Genomic DNA, 20,775 nt, shown 5'->3' with positions numbered 1-20,775 from the left:
CTTCTAGCGCCTTTCCGTGACAAAAAACAGACGATTCTGCCCGCGGCGCGTCGCGCCGCCTTGTTCCAAAATCGCTACAGGCCCTTGGGCGACATACCAATCAGCGGCTCTTTGCCGGGTCGGCGAGGATGGCCTGCATCATCTCGCGCACCTTGGCTTCCATCAACCTTGCCGTCTCCTTGCGGTTCGAACCCTTGGAGAACGGCACCGGCTCGCCGAAATGCACCTCGGCATCGATCGCCCCTTCGGCAAGCAAGGTTTTCAGGTGCGGCATCAGATCCTGGTCGCCGATCCAGGCGGTCATCGGCCGATGGCGGCGCCCCATAGGCATGCCGTGCAGTCGCGTGTAGGCGATCGCCACGGGCTGGATGAAGACCTGTTCGGCCGCCCCTTCCGAAATCGCCATGGAGGCCGCGCCGAACAGCGTGCTCTTGAACGGCAGCACGAGGTTGCCGTCGCCGGTCGAGCCTTCGGCGAACAGCACCATGGCATCGCCCTTGGCCATGCGCCTGGCAATCTGGCTTGCCTGGTCGCCGGAGGTGCGCTTGCGCTCGCGCTCGATGTAGACGGTGCGCTGCAGCTTGGACAGCATGCCGATCAGCGGCCAGCCCTCCATGTCGGCCCGGGCGATGAATTTCACATCGACGAAGGAGCCGAGCACCATGATGTCGGTCCAGGAAATGTGGTTGGCCGCGACAAGCAGCGGACGTTCCCTGGCCAGCGCGCCCTTCACATGCACCCGCATGCCGAGCGCCCGCAGGACCATGCTGTGCCAGATTTTGAGAATGAACGTTTCGGGCCACAGCCCCGTCTTCATCGACAGCATCTGCAGCGGCACCAGCACCAGCGAACAGACGACGACATAGGCGAGCGCCAGGAAAATCCGCAATTTCTTGATCATTCGCTCCGGCCCTATCGCGCGGACTGGCTAGCGAAGATCGCGGCGCATGACAAGCGCGCCGGTCGGGCCGTGCTCGGTCGAGCGATAATAGTTCGGCCGATGGCCGACCTGGCGGAAGCCAAGCCTGCGGTAAAGCCCGATCGCCGGCGCATTGGTCTCGTCGACCTCGAGGAAGAGCGCCTCGGCGCGCTGCGCATGCAATTCGCGCAGCACCGCGTCCATCAATTGCCAGCCAAGGCCCTGGCGGCGATGCGTGCGGGCGACGGCCACCGTCAGGATCTCGCCCTCGCCGGCCGCAAGCCGCGCGAGCACGAAGCCGACCGGCGGCTTGGAGCCTTGGCCGGTCTCACGCGCGGCATAGCCGAAGACCGTGTCCTGCTCGAGCAGTGCTGCGAATTCGCCGTCGGTCCAGGGCCGCACGAAATCCTCGCGATGCAGCACCGAAACAGCGGCGCTGTCGGCGACCGTCAACGGTTCCAGCGCATAGTCCCTGCGGCGCGGCTGAAAGAACGGTATGCGCATCAGGAATCGTTTCCCCTGTCCTGCCTTGGCAGAATGAAACCCGCCTGCGGCTTGGCGTCGGCGTCGCGCAGATAAAGCGGTTTCGGCTTTTCGCCCGGTTCCCTGGCCGAGGCCAGCCTGGCATAGGTCGCGATGTCGGCTGTGGCGGCAACCGGACCAGTTTCGAAGGCACGACCCGCCGCCTTGGCAATCTGCGGCGCGGCGGTCCCGACCAGGACCGCGTCGGCGCCGATGGCCATGGTCACTGCATCGGAAAGCGCAGCTACGGAAGGTCCGTAAGTCTCGACTAACGCTTTATCATAGAGCGCCGCATGGATTTCCTCGCGGCCGGCATCGAGCGCGGCAAGCACCGCGCGCCCGGGAAACGCATTCGCAGCCTCCGCCGCCAGGGCTTCCAGCGTCGTCACGCCGATCGCCGGGATTTTCAGCGCCAGCGCCAGGCCGCGCGCTGCCGATACGCCGACGCGCAGGCCGGTGAAAGAGCCCGGTCCGATCGAGACGGCAACAGCGTTGAGGTCAGGGTAATCGACCCCACCGGCTTGCAGGGCCGTCTCGATGACGGCCATCAGATGCTCCGCATGCCCCTTGCCGAGGTCGCGCACCTCACGGCCAAGCTCCTTCCCCGCGTCTGCATCATAGACGCAGGCAGCGCAGAGACTGGCGGCGCAGTCGATGGCGAGCAGCTTCATATAGGCAACTTCATATGGCCATTAATGAACTGGATCGAAACACAATTCCCTCTGCCCGGCATAGGCCGCCGCCGCAAGAGCCAGGGCGGAGAAATGTTAAGCGGCTTTGCTTTCCGGCAGCGCCAGGACCTTGTTGTCAGGCAGAGACCGCGATGCGCAGCATGTGGTTGTCCCAGACATAGTCCGGCTCGGAACGAGTCGAGCCGGCGCCGCCAACGATCTCGCCGGCGCCGGTCGTTGCCATGAAGCCAGCGCCGTCGGGCGCGAGGCCGCAGACCTCGACCAGCGATCTGGTCGCGACCACGCGTCCGCTGGCGGCATCGAGGACGGCCAGCGAATTGCCTTCCGGCGAAGTGATGGCGACCGTACCTGTGGCGGCATTGGCGGCGACCGAGCCGATATAATTGCGGAAGCCGGAGAGCACATCCTGCGGCATCTCCAAGAGCTCGAGGTCCTTGCCGCGCGTGGCGCGGCCGACCAGCGCGGGGCGGTTGGTCGCCGGCCCGCGATATTGGCAGCCGAACCAGACGGTGCCCGCCTGGTCGCGATCCATGTGGCGGATCGACAGCTGGTGCAGCGCCGGCGGCAATTCATGCTTTTCGATGAGGTCGCCGGTGACGCGGTCGACCAGCGTGTAGGACGGCTTCATCGTCGCGATGTTGAGCTCGGCCCGGCCATAGTCGGGATGGGTTTCGATGCCGCCATTGGCGATGGCTAAAGTGCGGCCATCGCCGAGCAGGAGCAGCTCATGCGGCCCCATGCCATAGGTCGGGAATTCGCCGATGCGATTGAATTTCTCCCGCGCATCGTAGACACCGACGACACCTGCCGCATTGTCGAAATCGTTCTCGGTCGCATAGAGCAAGGCGCCGTCGGGCGAGAACACGCCATGGCCGAAGAAATGCCGGCCGGTGATGCTGGCGATGGTCAAGGGCTTGTCGCGGCCGGCTTGGTCGAAGACGACGGCGAAGGTGCCGGGCTGACGGGCGAAGACCACCGAACGCTTCGACACCGGATCGAAGGCGACGTCATGGCCGCGATCGGGCAGATCGACCGTATGCAGGATTTTTCCCGCCTCGGAGAGCACGGCGGCGCCGAAGCTGCCGTCACGCTTGACGAAGGCCGTGGCAAACACCGCGTCCGCGGCAAGCGTGTCGGCCCAGGCACGCGGCGCCATGGCGGCGGCAAAGCCGGCGCCCGCGGCGCGCAGGAAATCGCGGCGATCGATGAGCTTTGTACTCCACGCCATCGATCAATCTCCGTCCAGCGACGAGAAGCCGGCGGTCAGACCGAACTCGGCGGTCATCCTGGTGCCGATCAAGGTCGACAGGCTCGACGTGATCAGCGCGAAATGCTCGAGCTTGCCGCGCAGCGCTGGGTCCGCGAGCGCCTTGTCGATCGGACCGGTGATCGACTTCGCCGTCGCCACGCCGTTAGTGAGCTGGATGTGGATGGATTCGGCCATCCATTGCGCATCGGCGGGCAGCGCATCGCCGAGCTTGGAAGCCTGGAACAGTTGGTCGATGCCGGACAGGTTTGCGGCCAGCGAAGCCGTCGTGTTCCGCGAGCGCCAGTAGATCGCCTGCTTCGGCTTGTCGGCATCGGGCCTGGCGCCGAGAAAACCTTTCAGCCGCACATCGCGGATCATGTCCAGCTCGTTGATAAAGACACCGACCAGTTCCGTCACCGCTTCGTTGCCGTCACGGTAGAGCGGGTTCTTCGGTCCTGGGTTGGCCCAGAGCGACGCAAAGCCGTCGGGGTTTTGCCAGGCGTCACGCACCTCGCCAGCCATCGTTTCGACGTTGCCGGCGACAGCCGAGCCATAAGCGCAGCGATAGGGATCGTCCTTCCTGGCGAGCGTTTCGGCGCCGTCGCCGTAAAGCACATATTCGAGCCCGCCGAGGCCCTGCATGGCGACGCTCTTTTGCGCCAGTTGCGCCGGATCGGTGGCTGACGGATCCTTGGATGCCAGCGTGGCCTGCACTTGCCTCAGGCCGATGCTCTTGCGGTCCGGCCAATAGAGCATGCGCTCCAGCCGGTTGTTCTCCTTGATCGGTCCGAAGGCGATGATCTCGGCCACCGACCAGGCCTCGACCGTGCCGGAAAACGCCGCGCGCGCCGCTTCGAGATTCTTTTCGGACGGCGTTTCGCAGAGCTGGTGCATCGCCTTGGTCAGGCCCGCCGCATGCTCGTCGAGGCTGGCATAGGCTGGGCGGACGAAGTCATCGATCGCGCGGCCGATGACATCGGAGGCCTTGACCGCGGCCGATGCCGGCAGGGAGATCGCCAGAAAAAGCGGAAGGGCAAGGGCGGCGGCCAGGCGTTTCGACATCAAAGCGACTCCAGGAATTTAATCAGCGCGTCACGATCGGCCGCGGCGGCCCCGGCAAAGCGATCACGCGCCGTCTGGCCTTCGCCGCCATGCCACAGGATCGCCTCGGCAAGCGTGCGGGCGCGGCCGTCGTGCAGATAGAAGCTGTTGCCGTTGACTGTCGCGGTGAGCCCAATACCCCAGAGCGGCGGGGTGCGCCACTCGCTGCCGCTCGCTTCGCCTACCCGTTGCCCGTCGGCGAGGCCCTCGCCCATGTCGTGCAGCAGGAAGTCGGAATAGGGCCAGATCAGTTGGAAAGCCTGCGCCTTGTTGGGCGTGCCGCGCATGGTGACGAATTTCGGCGTGTGGCAGGAAATGCAGCCCATCTCGTAGAACTGCTTCTTGCCGGCGAGCACTTGCGGTGTGGCGATGTCGCGCCGCGCCGGCACGGCCAAATTCTGCGAATAGAAGGTGACGAGGTCCATGACAGGGGACGGCGCCTCGGCCGTGCCGAGGCGTTGCTGCACGCCGTCCGGCATGGCAAGGCAATCCGTCTGCGCCCTGGTGCAATCGCCCCAATGCTTCGGCATTTCCGGCGTGGAGATGCCGATATCGCCGGCAAAGGCATCGGCCGCCTGCTGGCGGATCGAGGCGGTCTGCGCCTTCCAGCCGAAGCGGCCCAAGGTCACCGCGCCGCTCAGTTCGTCGCGCACGATGTTCGGCCGGCCCGAAATGCCGTCGCCGTCGCGGTCATCCGCATCGGCATGGGCGAGAATATCGGCTGGCGCAATCTGCTCGATCAGGCCGAGCCCGATCATCGGCGGCGTCAGCCGAGGCGAGAGCGTGGTGCGCGGATCGAGTGGGCCGTAACCGAGATTTTCGACGGAATAGCTTGGCTTGCGCAGCGCAACAACAGCGCCGTCGCCGAGCGTCACTTTTTGCTCCTGGTAATCGACGCGCATCCGGCCTTCGCCTTTGAGGCCCGGAACCGCAAGATCCTGCAGTTGCGCGCCATAGATGGAGTCGGGAAAGTTCAGCACCTTGTGGTCGGCAAGCGCGGCCTTTTCCTCGGCGCTGGCGGCGTCGCGCGCCAGCCGCAGGAACATAGACGTCGATCCGGCATCGCCTTCCGGCGGACGGCCGCGCCCGTCCTTCAAATGGCAATTCTGGCAGGCGCGCTCGTTGAACAGCGGGCCGAGCCCGTCCGAAGCCTGGGTCGAGGATGGCGACGACACCCAGTTCTTGCGGAACAGCGCGTTGCCGAGCTTGAAGCTGCCCTCTTCCTCAAAGGTGATGTTGGCGGAGGATTGCGAAAAGGCATCGCGGTTGACGTCCTTCCGCGACGTGCCGGCGCCGCCCTGCATCAGCTCGAACGGTTCGGGCCTGGTAAAGTCGGTCGTTGGCCTGATGACTGCCAGAACCCGCGCCTGATCCTTCGGCGTCAGGTCGGTGCGGCTCGTCGGGAGAGCGGCTGGCTCACCGGCCATGGCGGGCGCGGAAAGCATGACCGCCAGCAAAAGCGACGCCCCGCTGCCGATCCGGTATCGTGGGGTCTTCCGAAGCGGCAGGCCGTCGATTGTTGCCCGCAGCGCGCGGCGCGAAAAATGATCTACGGGGCGCCGCATTCCCGCATGTCCTTACTCCGCCTCGTTGGCCGAGTCGGCGTTGAGCTGGCCGTACTTTTCCTCGCCGATCGAGGCAAGCAGGTCGAGCTGCGTTTCCAGGAAGTCGATATGTCCTTCCTCGTCGGTCAAAAGGTCCTCGAACAGCTTCATCGAGACGAAATCGCCTTCCTCGTGGCAGATCTCGCGCGAGCGTTTGTAAGCGGTGCGCGCGTCATATTCGCCGGCCAGATCGGATTCCAGCACTTCCTTAACGTTCTGGCCGATGCGCAACGGCGCGACGGACTGCAGATTGGGATGGCCTTCGAGGAAGATGATGCGCGCGATCAGCCTGTCGGCGTGATGCATTTCCTCGATCGATTCCGCCCGCTCCTTCTTTGCCAGCTTGGTGTAGCCCCAATCCTCGAGCAGACGATAATGCACCCAGTACTGGTTGACGGCTCCAAGCTCCAGAAACAGAGCTTCATTAAGCCGCCCGATGACCTGCGGTTCGCCTTTCATGGGGTCTGCTCCCGTATTGGACGCGCAAGCCTCTCACGCGGTCCAGGTGTGAAACGATGTCCACGCCGCCCACCTCTGAGCGGGCGTGGTAGTTCTCGGTGACCCGAATGATCGTTTCCACCACATTTGGGAAACAGCCGCAACAGCGACCGCGCTTGCGCATCGCATGATAGACCTTCGCGGGCACGATCAGCTGCCAGGGATCCTCATCCAGCAGGCCGACGATCGTCTGCTCGATCTCCTTCTCGGTGATGATGTTGCAATGGCAGATCAGCATTCACTTGCTCTGGCTGACGGCGCCGGCCACGGCGCCGCTTGGCTGGGATGTGTCTAGTCCTACTTGAACACCTTGTCGGGGGCGTCCAGGCTGTCCGAGCCCTCGAAGGCGATCTGGTTCAGCTTGAGCGAGCCGACGGCGCGTTCGATCGACTTGGTCTGGTCGATCAAGGCGTCGATTGCCGCCTGGACGGTAGCGTTGCCTTCGGTGTTGCCCTCGGCGATCTGCTGGTCATAGGCCTCGCCGGCCAGCGCGCGCGCCTGGATGGCCTCCATCTTGGCGACGGTGGTGTCGAGCTTGCCCGACAGTTCCTTGTCGATCGCCGGATCGGCGGCCTTCACCATGTCGGACACCGACGGACCCGAAACCACGGAGCCGTCGAGCCGCTTGTAGCTGGCACGGTAGGCGTCGCGGATGCCGACCGCGTCATAGAGATGCGAGATGTAGGTGTTGTCGGAGAAGCAGTCGTGCTCCTCTTCCGGATCGTGCAGCAAAAGGCCGAGCTTCATGCGCTCGCCGGCAAGCTCGCCATAGGAGAGCGAGCCCATGCCGGTGAAGATGGTGGAGATGCCGGCATTCGCGTCGCCGTCGGTGAGGTTCTTGCGCGCGGCGCCGTCCTCCTTCCAGTTGCCGACCATTTCCTGCAGGTCGGACACCAGAAGATCGCTCGCCGACTTCAGATATTCGGCGCGACGGTCGCAATTGCCGCCCGTGCAGTTCTTGAGATCGTAGTCGGTAAAGGGCCGCTCGCCGGCGCCCGGGCCTGTGCCGTGCAGGTCCTGGCCCCAGAGCAGGAATTCGATAGCGTGATAGCCGGTCGCGACATTGGCCTCGACGCCGCCGGCCTCCTGCAGCGTGCCGGAAAGGAACTCGGGCGTCAGCTTCGAGGCGTCGACCTTCTTGCCGTTGATCTCGATTTCCTTGTTGGCGATGACGTTGGCCGTATAGAGCGCGTTTTCGTCCGACTCGCTGCCATAGCTCTTGGCGACATAGTCGATCAGGCCCTCATCCAGCGGCCACGAATTCACCTTGCCTTCCCAGTCGTCGACGATCTTGTTGCCGAAGCGGTAGACCTCGGTCTGCTGGTAGGGAATGCGCGCGGCCTTCCAGGCTTCGCGCGCGGCGTTCAACGTGTCGGCCGAGGGGCTGGCGATGAGTGCGTCCACCGCCTTGTCCAGCGCCTGCGCCGTGGTCAGCGAATCCTCGTATTTGGCCAGTGCGATGTCGGCATAGGTCTTGATCACCGCCTTCGCGTCGGTCTCGGCTTTCGCCGGCAACACGAAAACCGCCGCCGTCAGTGCAGCCGTGGCGCAGATCGCAGCCAGCCTGCCGCCATTACGTGCCGTCATTATCCTTCTCCAGTTCCTTGGAAATTCAACAATAGGCGCATGTGTCCACCCGCGCCGAGGCATGAGCATGCCGGGAAAAATGGTGGCCGCGCCGATGCGCGGTTCGCGATAAAAAGACACCCACTTGCCTCCAATCGAAAGGGTTCAAGGCCCAGCCATCAAAGGGATGCGCTTCGCGCGCAGCTCTCCATAAAGCGATGGAGAGGCCTGGAGTCAACTGGCGCGGCAGAAAAAATTCAATTGAAACAATAGTTTAGAATTATTCTAAACTAGGATTATCAACTTTAAGACGATCGCCCGACCGGGAGACCGGATTGACAGGCAGCCGTTCTGGGTGCGACCCGGACGCCTGCCCTTGCGGCGGCGGCAGACAATCGCCACTTGGCGCAGGAGCCTAGAGTTCCAAGACAAAAGGATTGCGATGACGAACGGGGTTGTGATTGTCGGTGCCGGCCATGCCGGCGTGCAGGCCGCAGCCAGCCTGCGCGATGAGGGCTATGAAGGGCCTGTCATCCTGATCGGCGACGAGAAGGAACTGCCCTATCACAAGCCGCCGCTGTCCAAGACCTTCATCAAGGACGCCGAGGCCAAGCCGCAGCCCCTGCGCGGCGAAGCGTTCTACACCGGCAACAACATCGATTACCGGCCGGGCGTGCGCATCGAGAGCATCTATGCCCGCGCGGGCCAGCTGAATGTCGCAGGCGGTGGAACGCTCGCCTTCGACCGGCTGGTGCTTGCCACCGGCTCGCGGCCGCGCCTGCTCAAGCTCGACGGCGCCGGCCTTGCCGGCGTGATCTCGCTACGCTCGCTGGCCGATGCGCGCCTGATCCGCGAGCTCAGCGCGCAAAGCGAGGATGTGGTCATTCTCGGCGGCGGCTTCATCGGCCTGGAGATCGCGGCGACGCTAAGGGCCGCCGGCCGCAACGTCACCGTCGTCGAGGCCGTCGACCGGCTGCTTGGCCGCGCCGTGGCGCCTGTCATCGCCGCGCATGCGCGTCAGCGCCTGGAAGCGATCGGCGTGCGCATCCTGACCGGCACCACCATCGCCCGCCTGGAGGGCGAAAACGGCCGCGTCTCGGCCGCGATCACGTCCGGCGGCGAGCGCCTGCCGGCGCAGATGGTCATCATCGGCATCGGCGTGGTGCCCAATGTCGAACTGGCGGAGGCCGCCGGAGTCACCACCGCCAACGGCATCCGCGTCGACAAGCATATGCAAAGCTCCGTTCCCGAAATCCTCGCCATCGGCGACGCGGCCTCCTACAGGCACTGGTTCACAGGCGGCGACGTGCGGCTGGAATCGGTGCAGAACGCCACCGACCAGGCCAGGCTTGCCGCGCGCACCATCCTCGGCCATGCCGAGCCGTTCTCGGCCGTGCCGTGGTTCTGGTCGGATATCGGCGACATGAAGCTGCAGATGGTGGGGCTGACGCAAGGCGGGGACAGCCACGTTGTGCTCGGCGATCTCGCCGACAACAAGTTCTCGATCTACCATTATGCCGGCGACCGGCTGCTCGGCATCGAATCCGTCAACCGTCCGGCCGACCACATGCTCGGCCGCAAGATGCTCGGCGCCGGCTTCTCGCCGGCGCCGCAGACGGTGGCAGGCGGGCCAGATGCGCTGAAGGCGGCGCTCGCGGACTTCAGTCAGGACGAACCGACCAGGGCGGCGGGCTGATTGTTCAATCCAATATGATGATAACAACGCTCGGGGGCGCGAAAGGACGCACCCACCAAGCCTTGGCAAAAGGCGATCGCCGAATTATCATAAATTGATAATTTCGGATAAAGCGAAAGATTTGCTCCGTGCCTGCAAGCTACAGCATTGGCTCCCGCTACGAGGCATTCGTGCGCGAGCTTGTCGAGAGTGGCCGCTACGCCAGTGCAAGCGAAGTCGTGCGCGATAGTCTGCGCCTGCTGGAGGAGCGTGAAGAGCACCGGCAGGCGAAGCTTGCTGCACTGCGTGAAGACATCCGCAAGGGTGTAGAGAGCGGACCAGCTATAACAGCCGACGACGTTTTCGATCGGCTGGAGAAAAGATACGCGGCGGAAAGCCGCAAATAATGGCTCTCAGTTTCGCGCCTGCCGCCGTGCAGGACATCGAAGAGATTGGCGATTACATCCAAGCTGAAAATCCGGCGGCCGCCCGCCGCTTGATAGCGGCACTTCGAGTGCGATGCGACACCATCTTGGATGCACCACGTGGTGGCGCTCCCCGTTCCGAACTCTGGCGCGGCCTGCGTTCCGTCGCGTTCCAGAGATATGTCATCTTCTATACCGTCGAGCGTACCAATGTGCGCGTTGAGCGCATCCTGCATGGCTCGCGCGACATCCAGGGCATTTTCGATGAAAGGAAAATGCCCAAGGATAGTTGAAGCCGACACTCTGACAACTTCGATCAGGCCGCCCGTGCGTCGCGGATCGAGGTTTCCAGGATATCCAGCGCCTCGGTCATGACTCCGTCCTGGATGGTGATCGGCGACAGGAAGCGGATGACATTGCCGTAGACGCCGCAGGTGAGCAGGATGAGGCCCTTGTCCAGCGCCTTCAGCCTGACCGCGTTGGCGAACTCCGCCGACGGCAGGCCCTTCTTCACGTCGTTGAACTCGACGGCGTTCATGAAGCCCGGACCGCGGATGTCGACGATCTCCGGCACGTCGTCACGGATCGAGTCCAGCCGCTGCTTCAGCCTGGCGCCAAGGGCATTGGCGCGGTCGCAGAGCTTTTCCTCGTCGATGACGTCGAGCACGGCGTGCGCCGCGGCGACGCCGATCGGGCTGCCGCCATAGGTGCCGCCGAGCCCGCCGGGGCCAGGCGCGTCCATGATCTCGGCGCGGCCGGTGACGGCCGAGAGCGGAAAGCCGCCGGCGAGGCTCTTGGCCATGGTGGTGAGATCGGGCGCCACGTCATGATGATGCATGGCAAACATCTTGCCGGTGCGGGCAAAGCCGGTCTGCACCTCGTCGGCGACGAGCAGGATGCCATGCTGGTCGCAGATCTTGCGCAGCGCCGTCATGAAGTCGCGCGGCGCCTCGTAGAAGCCGCCCTCGCCCTGCACCGGCTCGACGATGATGGCCGCGACACGGCCCGGATCGACATCGGCCTTGAACAGCTTGTCGAGCGCGGCGAGCGAATCGGCGACCGAAACGCCGTGCAGCGCGACCGGGAACGGCGCGTGGAAGACATCGGCAGGCATGGCGCCGAAGCCGACCTTGTAGGGCACGACCTTGCCGGTCAGCGCCATGCCCATGAAGGTGCGGCCATGGAAGCCGCCGGAAAAGGCGATGACCGCCTGACGGCCGGTGGCGCTGCGGGCGATCTTGATGGCGTTCTCGACCGCCTCGGCGCCGGTGGTGACGAAGATGGTCTTCTTGTCGAACTTGCCGGGCAGCATGCCATTCAGCCGCTCGGCGAGATGCACATAGCTCTCGTAAGGCACGACCTGGTGGCAGGTGTGGGTGAAGCGGTCGAGCTGCGCCTTCACGGCCTCGATCACCTTCGGATGACGGTGGCCGGTGTTGACCACGGCGATGCCGGAAGAGAAGTCGATATAGCGCCGGCCCTCGACGTCCCAGATTTCCGAATTCTCGGCGCGATCGGCATAGATCTGCGTCGTCATGCCGACGCCGCGCGAGATCGACTGGTTCTTGCGTTCGGAAATGGCTGAATTCTTCATCTCATCCCTCAATCGGGCCATCCTTCATCGAGACTGGCCCGTTCTTGTTGGTGCCGCTGCAGGCCTCTTCTGACCTTATTTCACGTTTTGCTCAAGTCGGCACCATGGCCCAGTCGATTGGGCCTGCCCCAGACCCCGATAACACCTGGGCAGGAACGCGGCTTGGCAATTGAGAGCTAGACCCTTACAAACCCCTCGCTCGCCCTGAGCAGATTGCGCGTATAGTCCGCACTGACGCGATGCCCGATCAGCTGGCTCGCGGTCAGCGTCTCCACCGCCTCGCCATTCTGCATCACCATCAGCCGCTCGCACATATGGGTGATGATGGCGAGGTCGTGGCTGACCATCAGGAAGGTGAGCTTGCGACGGCGGCGCACCTCTTCCAGAAGATTCAGCACCTCTGCCTGCACGGACGCGTCGAGCGCCGAGGTCGGCTCGTCGAGTAAAAGGATCGAGGGTTCGAGGATCAGCGCCCGGGCAATCGCCACGCGCTGGCGCTGGCCGCCGGACAGCTGGTGCGCGTAGCGGAAGCGAAAACCATTGCCGAGGCCGACCTCGTCCAGCGCGCGCTCGATGCGCTTCTCGCCGTCGGCAATGCCATGGATCGCGAGGGGCTCCTGCAGCAGGCGGTCGACCGTCTGGCGCGGATGCAGCGAGCCATAGGGATCCTGGAACACCATCTGCACATCGCGGTAAAAAGCCTTGTCGCGGGTCTTGCCAAGGGGCTTGCCGTTGACAGAGATGGTGCCGGAAGAAACCGGCGCCAGGCCGGTGATGGCTCTCAGCAGCGTCGACTTGCCGGAACCGCTCTCCCCGACCAGACCGTAGGATTCGCCTTCCCTCACTTCGAGGCTTACGCCCTTCAGCGCGCGAAATCGGTCGAAGACCACTTCCAGCCCTTCGACAGCGATGGAAGCCGTCATGCTGCCCACTCCGGCTTGCGGTCGAGCACCGGCAGCGGGTGGCGCTCGAAGCCGATCCTCGGCATGCAGTTGAGCAGGCCGCGCGTGTAGGGGTGCCGGGCGTCGCGCAGTTCGGAAGCCTTGATCTGCTCGACCACCTTGCCGGCATACATGACGACGACGCGGTCGCAAAAGGAGGAGACCAGGCGCAGATCGTGCGAGATGAAGATCAGGCCCATGCCGCGCTCGGCGACGAGCTTGTCGAGGATCTTGAGCACGTCGAGCTGCACTGTGACGTCGAGCGCCGAGGTCGGCTCGTCGGCGATCATCAGCTCCGGCCCGGCGATCAGCATCATGGCGATCATGGCGCGCTGGCCCATGCCACCCGAGACCTCGTGCGGATAGAGGTCGAAGACGCGGGCCGGGTCGCGGATCTGCACCGCCCGCAGCATTTCCAGCGCGCGCTCGCGCGCCTCGGCCCTGGAGACCTTTTCATGCGTGCGCAGCGTCTCGACGATCTGGCGCCCGATGGTCATCACCGGATCGAGAGAATATTTGGGATCCTGCAGGATCATGGCGACGCGGTTTCCCCGCAGCGCGCGGCGCTGGCGGGGCGATATGGAGAGCAGATCAATGCCGTCGAAGGCGAGCTTCTTCGCCGAAACCTCGGCCTGCGGCGGGGTGAGGCCCATGATGGCGCGGCCGGTCTGCGATTTGCCGGAGCCGCTCTCTCCGACGATGCCCAGCCGCTCGCGGCCGAGCGAGAACGAGACGCCACGCACGGCCTGCACGAGGCCGGTGCGGGTCGGGAAGGTGACGCGCAGGTCGTCGACGTCGAGAAGCGTGTCGCTCATTGGTCGCCGCTCCGGGGGTCGAGCGCGTCGCGAAGACCGTCGCCCAGCAGGTTGAAGCCGAGGCTGACGACAAGGATCGCGGCACCAGGTGCGGCGGCAACCCACCACTGATCGAGGATGAAGCGGCGGCCGGACGCGATCATCGCGCCCCATTCCGGCAGCGGCGGCTGCGCGCCGAGGCCGAGGAAGCCAAGGCCGGCGGCAGTCAGGATGATGCCGGCCATGTCGAGCGTCACGCGGATGATCAGCGAGGAGATGCAGAGCGGCATGATGTGGCGCAGCACGATGCGGAAGGGCGAAGCGCCCATCAGCTGCACCGCCTTGATGTAGTCGGAGTTGCGCACCGTCAGCGTTTCCGCACGGGCAATGCGCGCGTAAGGCGGCCAGGAGGTGATAGCGATCGCGATTACCGCGTTCTCGATGCCGGGTCCGAGCGCCGCGACGAAGGCGAGCGCCAGCACCAGCTTCGGAAAGGCCAGGAAAATATCGGTGATGCGCATCAGGATCGTGTCGGTCCAGCCGCCGGCATAACCGGCGATCGTGCCGACCAGCAGGCCGATGGGCGCGGCGATGATGGCGACGAGGATCACCACATAAAGCGTCCAGCGCGAGCCATAGACGATACGCGAATAGATGTCGCGGCCGAGGTCGTCGGTGCCGAACCAATGCTCGGCGCCGGGCGGCAGCAGGCGGGCGTTCTTCAGATCGCCGATGGTGGGCGAATAGGGCGCCAGCACATCGGCAAAGGCGGCGACCACCAGCAACGCGATGATGATCAGCATGCCGACCAGCGCCAGCCGATTGGCGGAGAAGCGCCGCCAGGCGACATAGGCGCGGCCGAGCCTTGCCTGCAGGCGCGAGGCCGGCCGGTCGCTGAGCAGCCACGCGCGCCTGGATTGGATGGTTTCAGCGCTCATCCGGCCTTCGTCCTTGGATCGAGCAGCCGGTAGAGCAGATCGGACAGAAGGTTGATGGCGATGAAGACCGAGCCGATGGCGATGGTGCCGCCGAGCACGGCGTTCATGTCGGCGTTCTGCAGCGAATTGGTGATGTAGAGGCCGATGCCCGGCCAGGAGAAGACGGTCTCGGTCAGCACCGAACCCTCGAGCAGGTTGGCGTAGGAAAGCGCGATCACCGTCACCATCGGCACGGCAGCGTTGCGCAGCGCGTGGCCCCAGATGATGCGACCTTCCGACAGGCCCTTGGCGCGCGCCGCGACGATGTATTCCTGCGCCAGCTCGTTCAGCATGAAGGAGCGGGTCATGCGGCTGATATAGGCGAGTGACAGATAGCCAAGCAGCGCGGCCGGCAGGACGATGTGGCGCCAGGCGTCGTAGAAGACGTCCCACTGCCCCTGGATCGCGGCATCGAGCAGGTAGAAGCCGGTAATCGGCGTGAATGTGTATTCGTAGACGACGTCGAGCCGCGCCGGAAAGGCGATCCATTGCAGGTTGGCGTAGAACAGCACCAGCCCGAGCAGGCCAAGCCAGAAGATCGGTACCGAATAGCCTATGAGACCGACGACGCGCGCGACCTGGTCGATCAGGCTGCCGCGCTTGACCGCGGCCAGCACGCCGAGCGGCACGCCGATGACGGCGCCGATGATCGTGCCCAGCGTCGCCAACTCGATGGTCGCCGGGAAGACGCGGCGGATATCGGACATCACCGGATTGGTGGTCAGCACCGAAGTGCCGAAGTCGCCGCTCAGCGCATTTTTGACATAGATGTAGAACTGCTCGATCCAGGGCAGATCGAGGCCCATTTCGCGGCGCGTGCGCTCGACGACGGCCGTGGGCGCACGGTCGCCGAGGACGGCCAGAACCGGATCGATCGGGATGACGCGGCCGATGAAGAAGGTCACCGCGAGAAGACCGAGATAGGTCGTCACCGCGATGACCAGGAAGCGGCCGAGCGACGATAGGACGGCGACGGCGCGGGCGCTGCCGCGCCCCGCCACCACCTGATTGTCAGCTACGCTCACGCGGCGGATCCGCCGACGCTATTCCTTGGAAACCGCGCCGACAAAATTGGTGTCGAAGCTCGGGCCGAGCGCAAAGCCCTTGAGGTTCTTGCGCAGCCCGGCCACTTCCAGCTGCTGATGGATGATGACGAACGGGCTGGTGTCGAGGATCTTCTGCTGCAGGTCCTTGTACATATCGGCGCGCTTGCCCGAATCCTTCTCCAGCAGCGCCGCCTCGGTTTCCTTGGTCAGGTCCGGGATGTCCCAGGCATTGCGCCAGGCCAGCGTCTTGATCTTGGCGTCGTCGGAATTGTCCGGGTTCGAGGCGAATGTCTGGGCGTTGGAGTTCGGATCGAAATAGTCCTGGCCCCATTGGCCGATATAGATGTCGTGGTTGCGGGCGCGGTATTTGGTCAGCGTCTGCTTACCATCGCCGGGAATAATCTCCAATTGGATGCCGCCCTGGCCGAGCGTCTGCTGGATCGATTCCGCCATGCCCGTGGTCGGCTGTCCGGTGCGCACGTCCATGGTCACCTTGAAGCCATCCGGCACGCCCGCCTTGGCGAGCAATTCCTTGGCCTTGGCGACATCGAACTTGAAGGGATTGTCATCCATTGCGCCGAGGTCGCCCTTGGGCAGGAAGGACTGGTGGATTTCGCCGATGCCCTTGAGGATGGTCGAGCCCAGCGCATCGTAGTCGACCAGATATTTGAACGCCTGCCGCACCTCCGGCTTGGCAAGCGTCGGGTTCTTCTGGTTGAGGCTGATGTAATAGACCGTGCCCTTCGGCGCACTGGTGGTGGTGAGATCGGCGTTCTTGGCGATGGCGTCGAGATCGTTCGGCTCGAGGTTGCGGGCGACGTCGATATCGCCGGCCTCGAGCGCCAGGCGCTGCGCCGAGCTTTCCTTCATGTTGCGGTAGATGATGCGGGCAAGCTTGGCCTTCTCGCCGTTGTAATTGTCGTTGCGCTCCATGACGACGGCCTCGTTGGCGCGCCACTCACGCAGCTTGTACTGGCCCGAGCCCGCATAGCCGGTCTTCAGCCAGGCATTGCCGAAGTCGTTGTCCCATTTGTAGTCGGCGCTCGGCGTGACGGCGGCGACATGTTCCTTGACCAGCTTGGCGTCGACGACCGAGGCGACCGTGGCCGACAAGCAGTTCAGCACGAAGCTCGGCGCATAGGGTTTGTCGACGACGAACTGGAAGGTGGTGTCGTCGACGGCCTTGGCTTTTTCGGTGACATTGTCGCCGGTGATGCCGAACTGGTTGATGATGAAAGCCGGGCTCTTGTCGAGCTTGATGGCGCGTTCGACGGAATAGGCGACATCGGCCGCGGTGATCGGATTGCCGGACGCGAACTTCATGCCGGGCTTGAGCTTGAATGTGTAGGTCAGGCCGTCGTCGGAAACGGTCCAGCTCTCGGCAAGGTCGCCCTTGACCTTGGACGTGTCGCTGAGGTCGAGACGAACCAGGAGATCATAGGTGTTGCCGGTGACCTCGGCCGTCGACAACTCGAACGCTTCGCCCGGGTCCATCGAGATGATGTCGTCGATGGCAAAGCCCTCGACCAGCGTATCGGCGGGCGTGACCGCGAAGGCGGGCGCGACGAGCAGCGCGGACAGCGCGGCGCCCGCAAGCAAGGCGCGAGAGCGGAGAGCAAACTTTTCCAGCATCATGGTGATCGTTCCCTGTCTTGTTGACCTGAGTTCCCGGCTCAGGGCTGTATTGTTCTTTGCAAGGCCAGCAGCGGCTTTGACCGCTTACCGTCGTGTTTTTTGTCCAGTTGGTCAACTCCCTATTCGACGGCGCACGAAGCGGCAACGCGCGCTCTGCGAGACACCGTATCGGACCAGACGAGCCGCCATGAGTCGACCCATGCGCCAGCCGATTGAAGCCGCCGATCCGCAAAAATTTGCCAGGGGTCATGCTTTCGGGAGACAGCCGCTATTTCAGTTGCGCGACCAGTGCGGCATCGGGAAAGCAGGTGGCGGGCCTGCCGTTCTTTGCCTGCCAGATGCCGATCGAGCGGCGGGTCTTGAAGCCGGGCAGACCGTCGGCGCTGCCGACATCGTAGCCCTTGGCCTCCAGCGCCCGCTGCAGGGTGGCGATATCGGAGCGATGGAGATCGCCGACCGCGCCCCAGGTGCCGGCAAAGGCGGCGTCGCCTTTGGCGATGCGGTCGGCGGCATGGCCGATGAACAGGCCATAGAGATCGCTGTTGTTGTATTGCTTGATCACATAGAAGTTCGGCGTAACGACGAAGGCCGGGCCGCTGCGCCCGGCCGGCATCAGCAGGAAACCCTCCGCCTTCAATTCGCTCGCCGGAAACGCCTTGCCGTCGACGCGCCTGATGCCCATCGTCACCCAGTCGGAGATCTTCTTGCCCTGGTCGGGTCCTTCGAGCGAGCAAGAGACATTTGCCGGAACCGTCACCTCGGTCCCCCAGCCGCGCCCCCTCACCCAGCCATAATGGACGAGGTAGTTGGCGATCGAGGCGAGCACGTCGGGCGTCGAGTTCCAGATGTCGGGCCGGCCGTCGCCGTCGAAATCGACGGCGTGCTTCAAGAACGAGGTCGGCATGAATTGCGGCTGGCCGAGCGCGCCGGCCCAGGAGGACTTCATCGCATTGACCGGCGCCAGCCCGCGCTCGACGATTCCGAGCGCCGCCAGCACCTCGATGCGGAAGAAGTCCTTCTTGGTCGACATGAACGCCTTGGTGCCCAGCACCTCGAACGCGTCGTACGGCATCTTGGCCGCGCCGAAGCCGGTCTCGCGGCCCCAGATCGCCAGCACGATCTCGCCCGGAACGCCGTAGCGCTTCTCGATCAGCCCGAGCGTCCGGGCGTTGGCGCTCTCGCGCGTCCTTCCGCCCGACGTGACGGCCCGAATGATCTTCTCGGCGAAGTAGTTGGCCGGCGGGCCGAACTCGGCCTGATGCTGCTTCTCAGGTGTCGTCGGCTTCTCGCCGGGCAGGACGAGATCGGGCAGCTTGAGGTTCGGCTTCACGCCGAGGAAGGCAGCGTCGAAGGTTTTTTTCGAGATGCCTTTGGACTTGGCTTCGGGCCAGAGGTCGGTTTGGAGCCAAGCCTGGAACTGGTCGTCGATGGGGGCGGCATGGGTGGGGGTGGTAATGAAGAGAGCGAGAAGCGTCGCTAGGAAGGAAAGAATAGCCAACCTGAAATGCTGGCGTTCCTTCACACCCCCCTCTGTCCTGCCGGACATCTCCCCCGCAAGGGGGGAGATCAGATGTCGCGCAGGCTTTCGCCAATCGCCGACGTGGGGATAAAAGCGCCGGCAAAGAAACTGCCAATCTCCCCCCTTGCGGGGGAGATGCCCGGCAGGGCAGAGGGGGGTGTGACGGAGCGCGGAATCTCGAGGAATAACATCTGTCACGCGCGCCCTCCCCGCCAACTTCAAAACGCCGTCCTCGATCGCAGCGCAGCGGCCAGCGTGCCTTCGTCGAGGTAATCGAGCTCGCCGCCGACCGGCACGCCATGCGCGAGCCGCGTCACCTTGACCTCGAAGCCAGACAACTGGTCGGTCAGATAATGCGCTGTCGTCTGCCCCTCGACGGTGGCATTGACGGCAAGGATGACTTCCTTCACCTCGCCGCCGGCGACACGGTCGACCAGCGAGCGGATGTTGAGCTGGTCCGGACCGATGCCGTCGAGCGGCGACAGCGTGCCGCCAAGCACGTGGTAGCGCACGTTCATGGCCGCGGCGCGTTCCAGCGCCCAGAGGTCCGAGACGTCCTCGACGACGATCAGCGTGCCGGCGTCGCGGCGCGGGTCGGTGCAGATCATGCAAGGGTCGGATGTATCGACATTGCCGCAGGTCGAGCAGATGCGCACCTTGTCGACCGCTTCGCCCATGGCGGCGGCCAGAGGCTCGAGCAGCTGCTCCTTCTTCTTGATGAGATGAAGCGCGGCGCGCCTGGCCGAGCGCGGCCCAAGCCCCGGCACCTTGGCCAGGAGCTGGATCAGGCGTTCGATTTCCGGACCGGCGATTCTCTTCGACATCGCCTTGATCTAGGATTTTTCAGGACAGCCAGCAACGGCACAAGGCCCGCCATGCTGGCATGGCGGGCCTTGCGTTGGATGCAATCGGGTTCAGTTGGCTTCGAGCGGCCGGTTCTGGCTGACGATCATCGCGCCGATGGCGTCGGTGTTCTCAGGCGTCGACTGGAAGCCCATCGCCGCTTCCTGCGGCGCATTGGGCACCGAAGTGATGTAGCGGCCCTTGAGGGTGCCGCCGAAACGCGAGGCGTCCGGTTCGGCCATCGGCTCCTGCATCGCCACGACCATCTGCTTCTGCGCCAGACGGCCGGACTTGGCAGAAGGCGCAACAGAAGCCGTCACATAGGTCTGTTCGGCGGAAGCATCTTCGGTCCGCGCGGCCGCGGCCAATGCGGCCTGCTTTGCCGGGTCCGGACGGACGATCGTCTTGACGATCGGCTCGGCGGAAGCCACGAGCACCGGAGCGTCGGCCGCCGGTTTCTGCCGGTCAGACTTCTGCTGGCCGTCCACGTTCATGGCGACCATCGGCTCGTCCGGCAGCGGCTGCCAGTTGCGGCCGCGCTTCTCATAAAAGGCGTTGCCGCCGGCAACCATGGTGTAATGCATGTTCTTGTAGGGGAAGCGCAGGCCGGCGGTGTGGAAATACATCGTGTTCTTGAGCTTGGCCTTGCGTTCGCCTCTCAGCACCGCATCGGCCGCCTCCTCGACATCCGGCAGTGCCTTCGAGTTCATCGGCCGAGTCATGACGCCCGGAGCAAACTGGCCTGGCTCGCCGACAACCTGACAGATGGTGTTGCCGTGCTGGCCCGAGCGAAGCCGGTTCATGACGACCGTGCCGACCGCGATCATGCCGTCGCGGCTCGACCGGTTGGATTCGAAGAACATTGCCCGTTGCAAGCATTCCTTGTCCTTCAGCGAATGGCTGGAGGAACGCGTGAGGAAGCTCGGCGTAAGGGCATCGGTCAGACCCGACACCGACATGCCATGCGAGGAAGTGGTCTGGCTGCAGCCGGCCAGGAGCAAGGGGGAAGTGACGATGCCGATAAGCAGCAGCGGCGTCTTCCATCGCGTCGCGATCACCAAAAAAGCCTCATGTCCAGATGCCAGCCCGCCCCGAGATGTGGCAAGAATGAGACTCTTTCGGGCAAAAAGATGGCTAGAGGGTTAGCAACTTCTGGACTTGGGTAAAACTTTATG

21 protein-coding genes are annotated in these 20,775 nt (G+C 64.3%); 3 read left to right on the top strand and 18 right to left on the bottom strand.

The window, feature by feature from the left end; translation table 11 throughout:
* Positions 1-100: 100 nt before the first annotated feature.
* The 9 genes from FJW07_RS02035 to FJW07_RS01995 all read right to left on the bottom strand — a co-directional run bounded on the left by FJW07_RS02035 (position 101) and on the right by FJW07_RS01995 (position 8,172).
* On the bottom strand, positions 101-901 hold the full coding sequence (locus FJW07_RS02035; protein WP_140854120.1) for a lysophospholipid acyltransferase family protein: 801 nt from the start codon (positions 899-901) through the stop codon (positions 101-103).
* A 27-nt stretch (positions 902-928) separates the two neighbouring features.
* Positions 929-1,423 (bottom strand): N-acetyltransferase, encoded by a 495-nt coding sequence (locus FJW07_RS02030; RefSeq protein ID WP_140854118.1) that lies wholly within the window; start codon positions 1,421-1,423, stop codon positions 929-931.
* Positions 1,423-2,112, bottom strand: coding sequence for a tRNA (adenosine(37)-N6)-threonylcarbamoyltransferase complex dimerization subunit type 1 TsaB (gene tsaB, locus FJW07_RS02025; protein WP_140854116.1), 690 nt, complete (start codon positions 2,110-2,112; stop codon positions 1,423-1,425). The genes FJW07_RS02030 and tsaB overlap by 1 nt, the downstream gene beginning before the upstream one ends.
* A 136-nt stretch (positions 2,113-2,248) precedes the next feature.
* Complete coding sequence (locus FJW07_RS02020; protein WP_140854114.1) at positions 2,249-3,361, bottom strand: DUF1513 domain-containing protein; 1,113 nt, start codon at positions 3,359-3,361, stop codon at positions 2,249-2,251.
* 3 nt (positions 3,362-3,364) lie between these two features.
* Positions 3,365-4,444: an imelysin family protein gene (locus FJW07_RS02015; RefSeq protein WP_140854113.1), complete on the bottom strand. Its 1,080-nt coding sequence runs from the start codon at positions 4,442-4,444 to the stop codon at positions 3,365-3,367.
* On the bottom strand, positions 4,444-6,048 hold the full coding sequence (locus tag FJW07_RS02010) for a di-heme oxidoredictase family protein (RefSeq protein ID WP_140854111.1): 1,605 nt from the start codon (positions 6,046-6,048) through the stop codon (positions 4,444-4,446). Before FJW07_RS02010 ends, FJW07_RS02015 begins: the two co-directional genes overlap by 1 nt.
* A gap of 12 nt (positions 6,049-6,060) precedes the next feature.
* Positions 6,061-6,546: a bacterioferritin gene (gene bfr, locus FJW07_RS02005; protein ID WP_140645358.1), complete on the bottom strand. Its 486-nt coding sequence runs from the start codon at positions 6,544-6,546 to the stop codon at positions 6,061-6,063.
* On the bottom strand, positions 6,512-6,823 hold the full coding sequence (locus tag FJW07_RS02000) for a (2Fe-2S)-binding protein (RefSeq protein ID WP_140645359.1): 312 nt from the start codon (positions 6,821-6,823) through the stop codon (positions 6,512-6,514). Before FJW07_RS02000 ends, bfr begins: the two co-directional genes overlap by 35 nt.
* A gap of 59 nt (positions 6,824-6,882) precedes the next feature.
* Positions 6,883-8,172 (bottom strand): imelysin family protein, encoded by a 1,290-nt coding sequence (locus FJW07_RS01995; protein ID WP_140854109.1) that lies wholly within the window; start codon positions 8,170-8,172, stop codon positions 6,883-6,885.
* Positions 8,173-8,593: 421 nt separating this feature from the next.
* Between FJW07_RS01995 and FJW07_RS01990 the strand changes: the two genes are divergently transcribed.
* The 3 genes from FJW07_RS01990 to FJW07_RS01980 all read left to right on the top strand — a co-directional run bounded on the left by FJW07_RS01990 (position 8,594) and on the right by FJW07_RS01980 (position 10,544).
* Positions 8,594-9,847 (top strand): FAD-dependent oxidoreductase, encoded by a 1,254-nt coding sequence (locus FJW07_RS01990; protein WP_140854107.1) that lies wholly within the window; start codon positions 8,594-8,596, stop codon positions 9,845-9,847.
* A 128-nt stretch (positions 9,848-9,975) separates the two neighbouring features.
* Positions 9,976-10,233: a type II toxin-antitoxin system ParD family antitoxin gene (locus tag FJW07_RS01985; RefSeq protein ID WP_140645362.1), complete on the top strand. Its 258-nt coding sequence runs from the start codon at positions 9,976-9,978 to the stop codon at positions 10,231-10,233.
* Positions 10,233-10,544 (top strand): type II toxin-antitoxin system RelE/ParE family toxin, encoded by a 312-nt coding sequence (locus FJW07_RS01980; RefSeq protein WP_140854105.1) that lies wholly within the window; start codon positions 10,233-10,235, stop codon positions 10,542-10,544. Before FJW07_RS01985 ends, FJW07_RS01980 begins: the two co-directional genes overlap by 1 nt.
* Positions 10,545-10,567: 23 nt before the next feature.
* Here the strand turns inward: FJW07_RS01980 and FJW07_RS01975 are convergent, their stop codons facing one another.
* The 9 genes from FJW07_RS01975 to FJW07_RS01930 all read right to left on the bottom strand — a co-directional run bounded on the left by FJW07_RS01975 (position 10,568) and on the right by FJW07_RS01930 (position 20,658).
* Positions 10,568-11,845, bottom strand: coding sequence for a 4-aminobutyrate--2-oxoglutarate transaminase (locus tag FJW07_RS01975; protein WP_140854103.1), 1,278 nt, complete (start codon positions 11,843-11,845; stop codon positions 10,568-10,570).
* A gap of 176 nt (positions 11,846-12,021) precedes the next feature.
* Positions 12,022-12,768: an ABC transporter ATP-binding protein gene (locus FJW07_RS01970; protein WP_140854101.1), complete on the bottom strand. Its 747-nt coding sequence runs from the start codon at positions 12,766-12,768 to the stop codon at positions 12,022-12,024.
* Positions 12,765-13,601, bottom strand: coding sequence for an ABC transporter ATP-binding protein (locus FJW07_RS01965; RefSeq protein ID WP_140702720.1), 837 nt, complete (start codon positions 13,599-13,601; stop codon positions 12,765-12,767). The genes FJW07_RS01970 and FJW07_RS01965 overlap by 4 nt, the downstream gene beginning before the upstream one ends.
* Positions 13,598-14,518 carry a nickel transporter permease gene (gene nikC, locus FJW07_RS01960; RefSeq protein ID WP_140645368.1) on the bottom strand — a complete coding sequence of 307 codons (921 nt, stop codon included), beginning with the start codon at positions 14,516-14,518 and terminating at the stop codon, positions 13,598-13,600. Before nikC ends, FJW07_RS01965 begins: the two co-directional genes overlap by 4 nt.
* The gene (locus FJW07_RS01955; protein ID WP_140854099.1) at positions 14,515-15,582 is read right to left on the bottom strand and encodes an ABC transporter permease; all 1,068 of its coding nucleotides are present in this window, start codon (positions 15,580-15,582) and stop codon (positions 14,515-14,517) included. Before FJW07_RS01955 ends, nikC begins: the two co-directional genes overlap by 4 nt.
* Before the next feature lie 18 nt (positions 15,583-15,600).
* Complete coding sequence (locus FJW07_RS01950) at positions 15,601-17,235, bottom strand: ABC transporter substrate-binding protein (protein ID WP_181182551.1); 1,635 nt, start codon at positions 17,233-17,235, stop codon at positions 15,601-15,603.
* 271 nt (positions 17,236-17,506) lie between these two features.
* A complete protein-coding gene (locus FJW07_RS01945; RefSeq protein ID WP_140854095.1) occupies positions 17,507-18,784 on the bottom strand; it encodes a lytic murein transglycosylase in 1,278 nt (425 codons plus the stop codon).
* 191 nt (positions 18,785-18,975) lie between these two features.
* The gene (gene recR / locus FJW07_RS01935; RefSeq protein WP_040985994.1) at positions 18,976-19,581 is read right to left on the bottom strand and encodes a recombination mediator RecR; all 606 of its coding nucleotides are present in this window, start codon (positions 19,579-19,581) and stop codon (positions 18,976-18,978) included.
* Between the two features lie 90 nt (positions 19,582-19,671).
* Positions 19,672-20,658, bottom strand: a complete 987-nt coding sequence (locus tag FJW07_RS01930; protein WP_140854093.1) for a cell wall hydrolase — start codon at positions 20,656-20,658, stop codon at positions 19,672-19,674.
* Positions 20,659-20,775 lie beyond the last annotated feature (117 nt).

This window comes from Mesorhizobium sp. B3-1-9 (assembly GCF_006439595.1).
GTDB lineage: Bacteria > Pseudomonadota > Alphaproteobacteria > Rhizobiales > Rhizobiaceae > Mesorhizobium.
The sequence above is the reverse complement of the archived record's forward strand: the minus strand, read 5'-3'. Positions and strand labels throughout refer to the sequence as shown.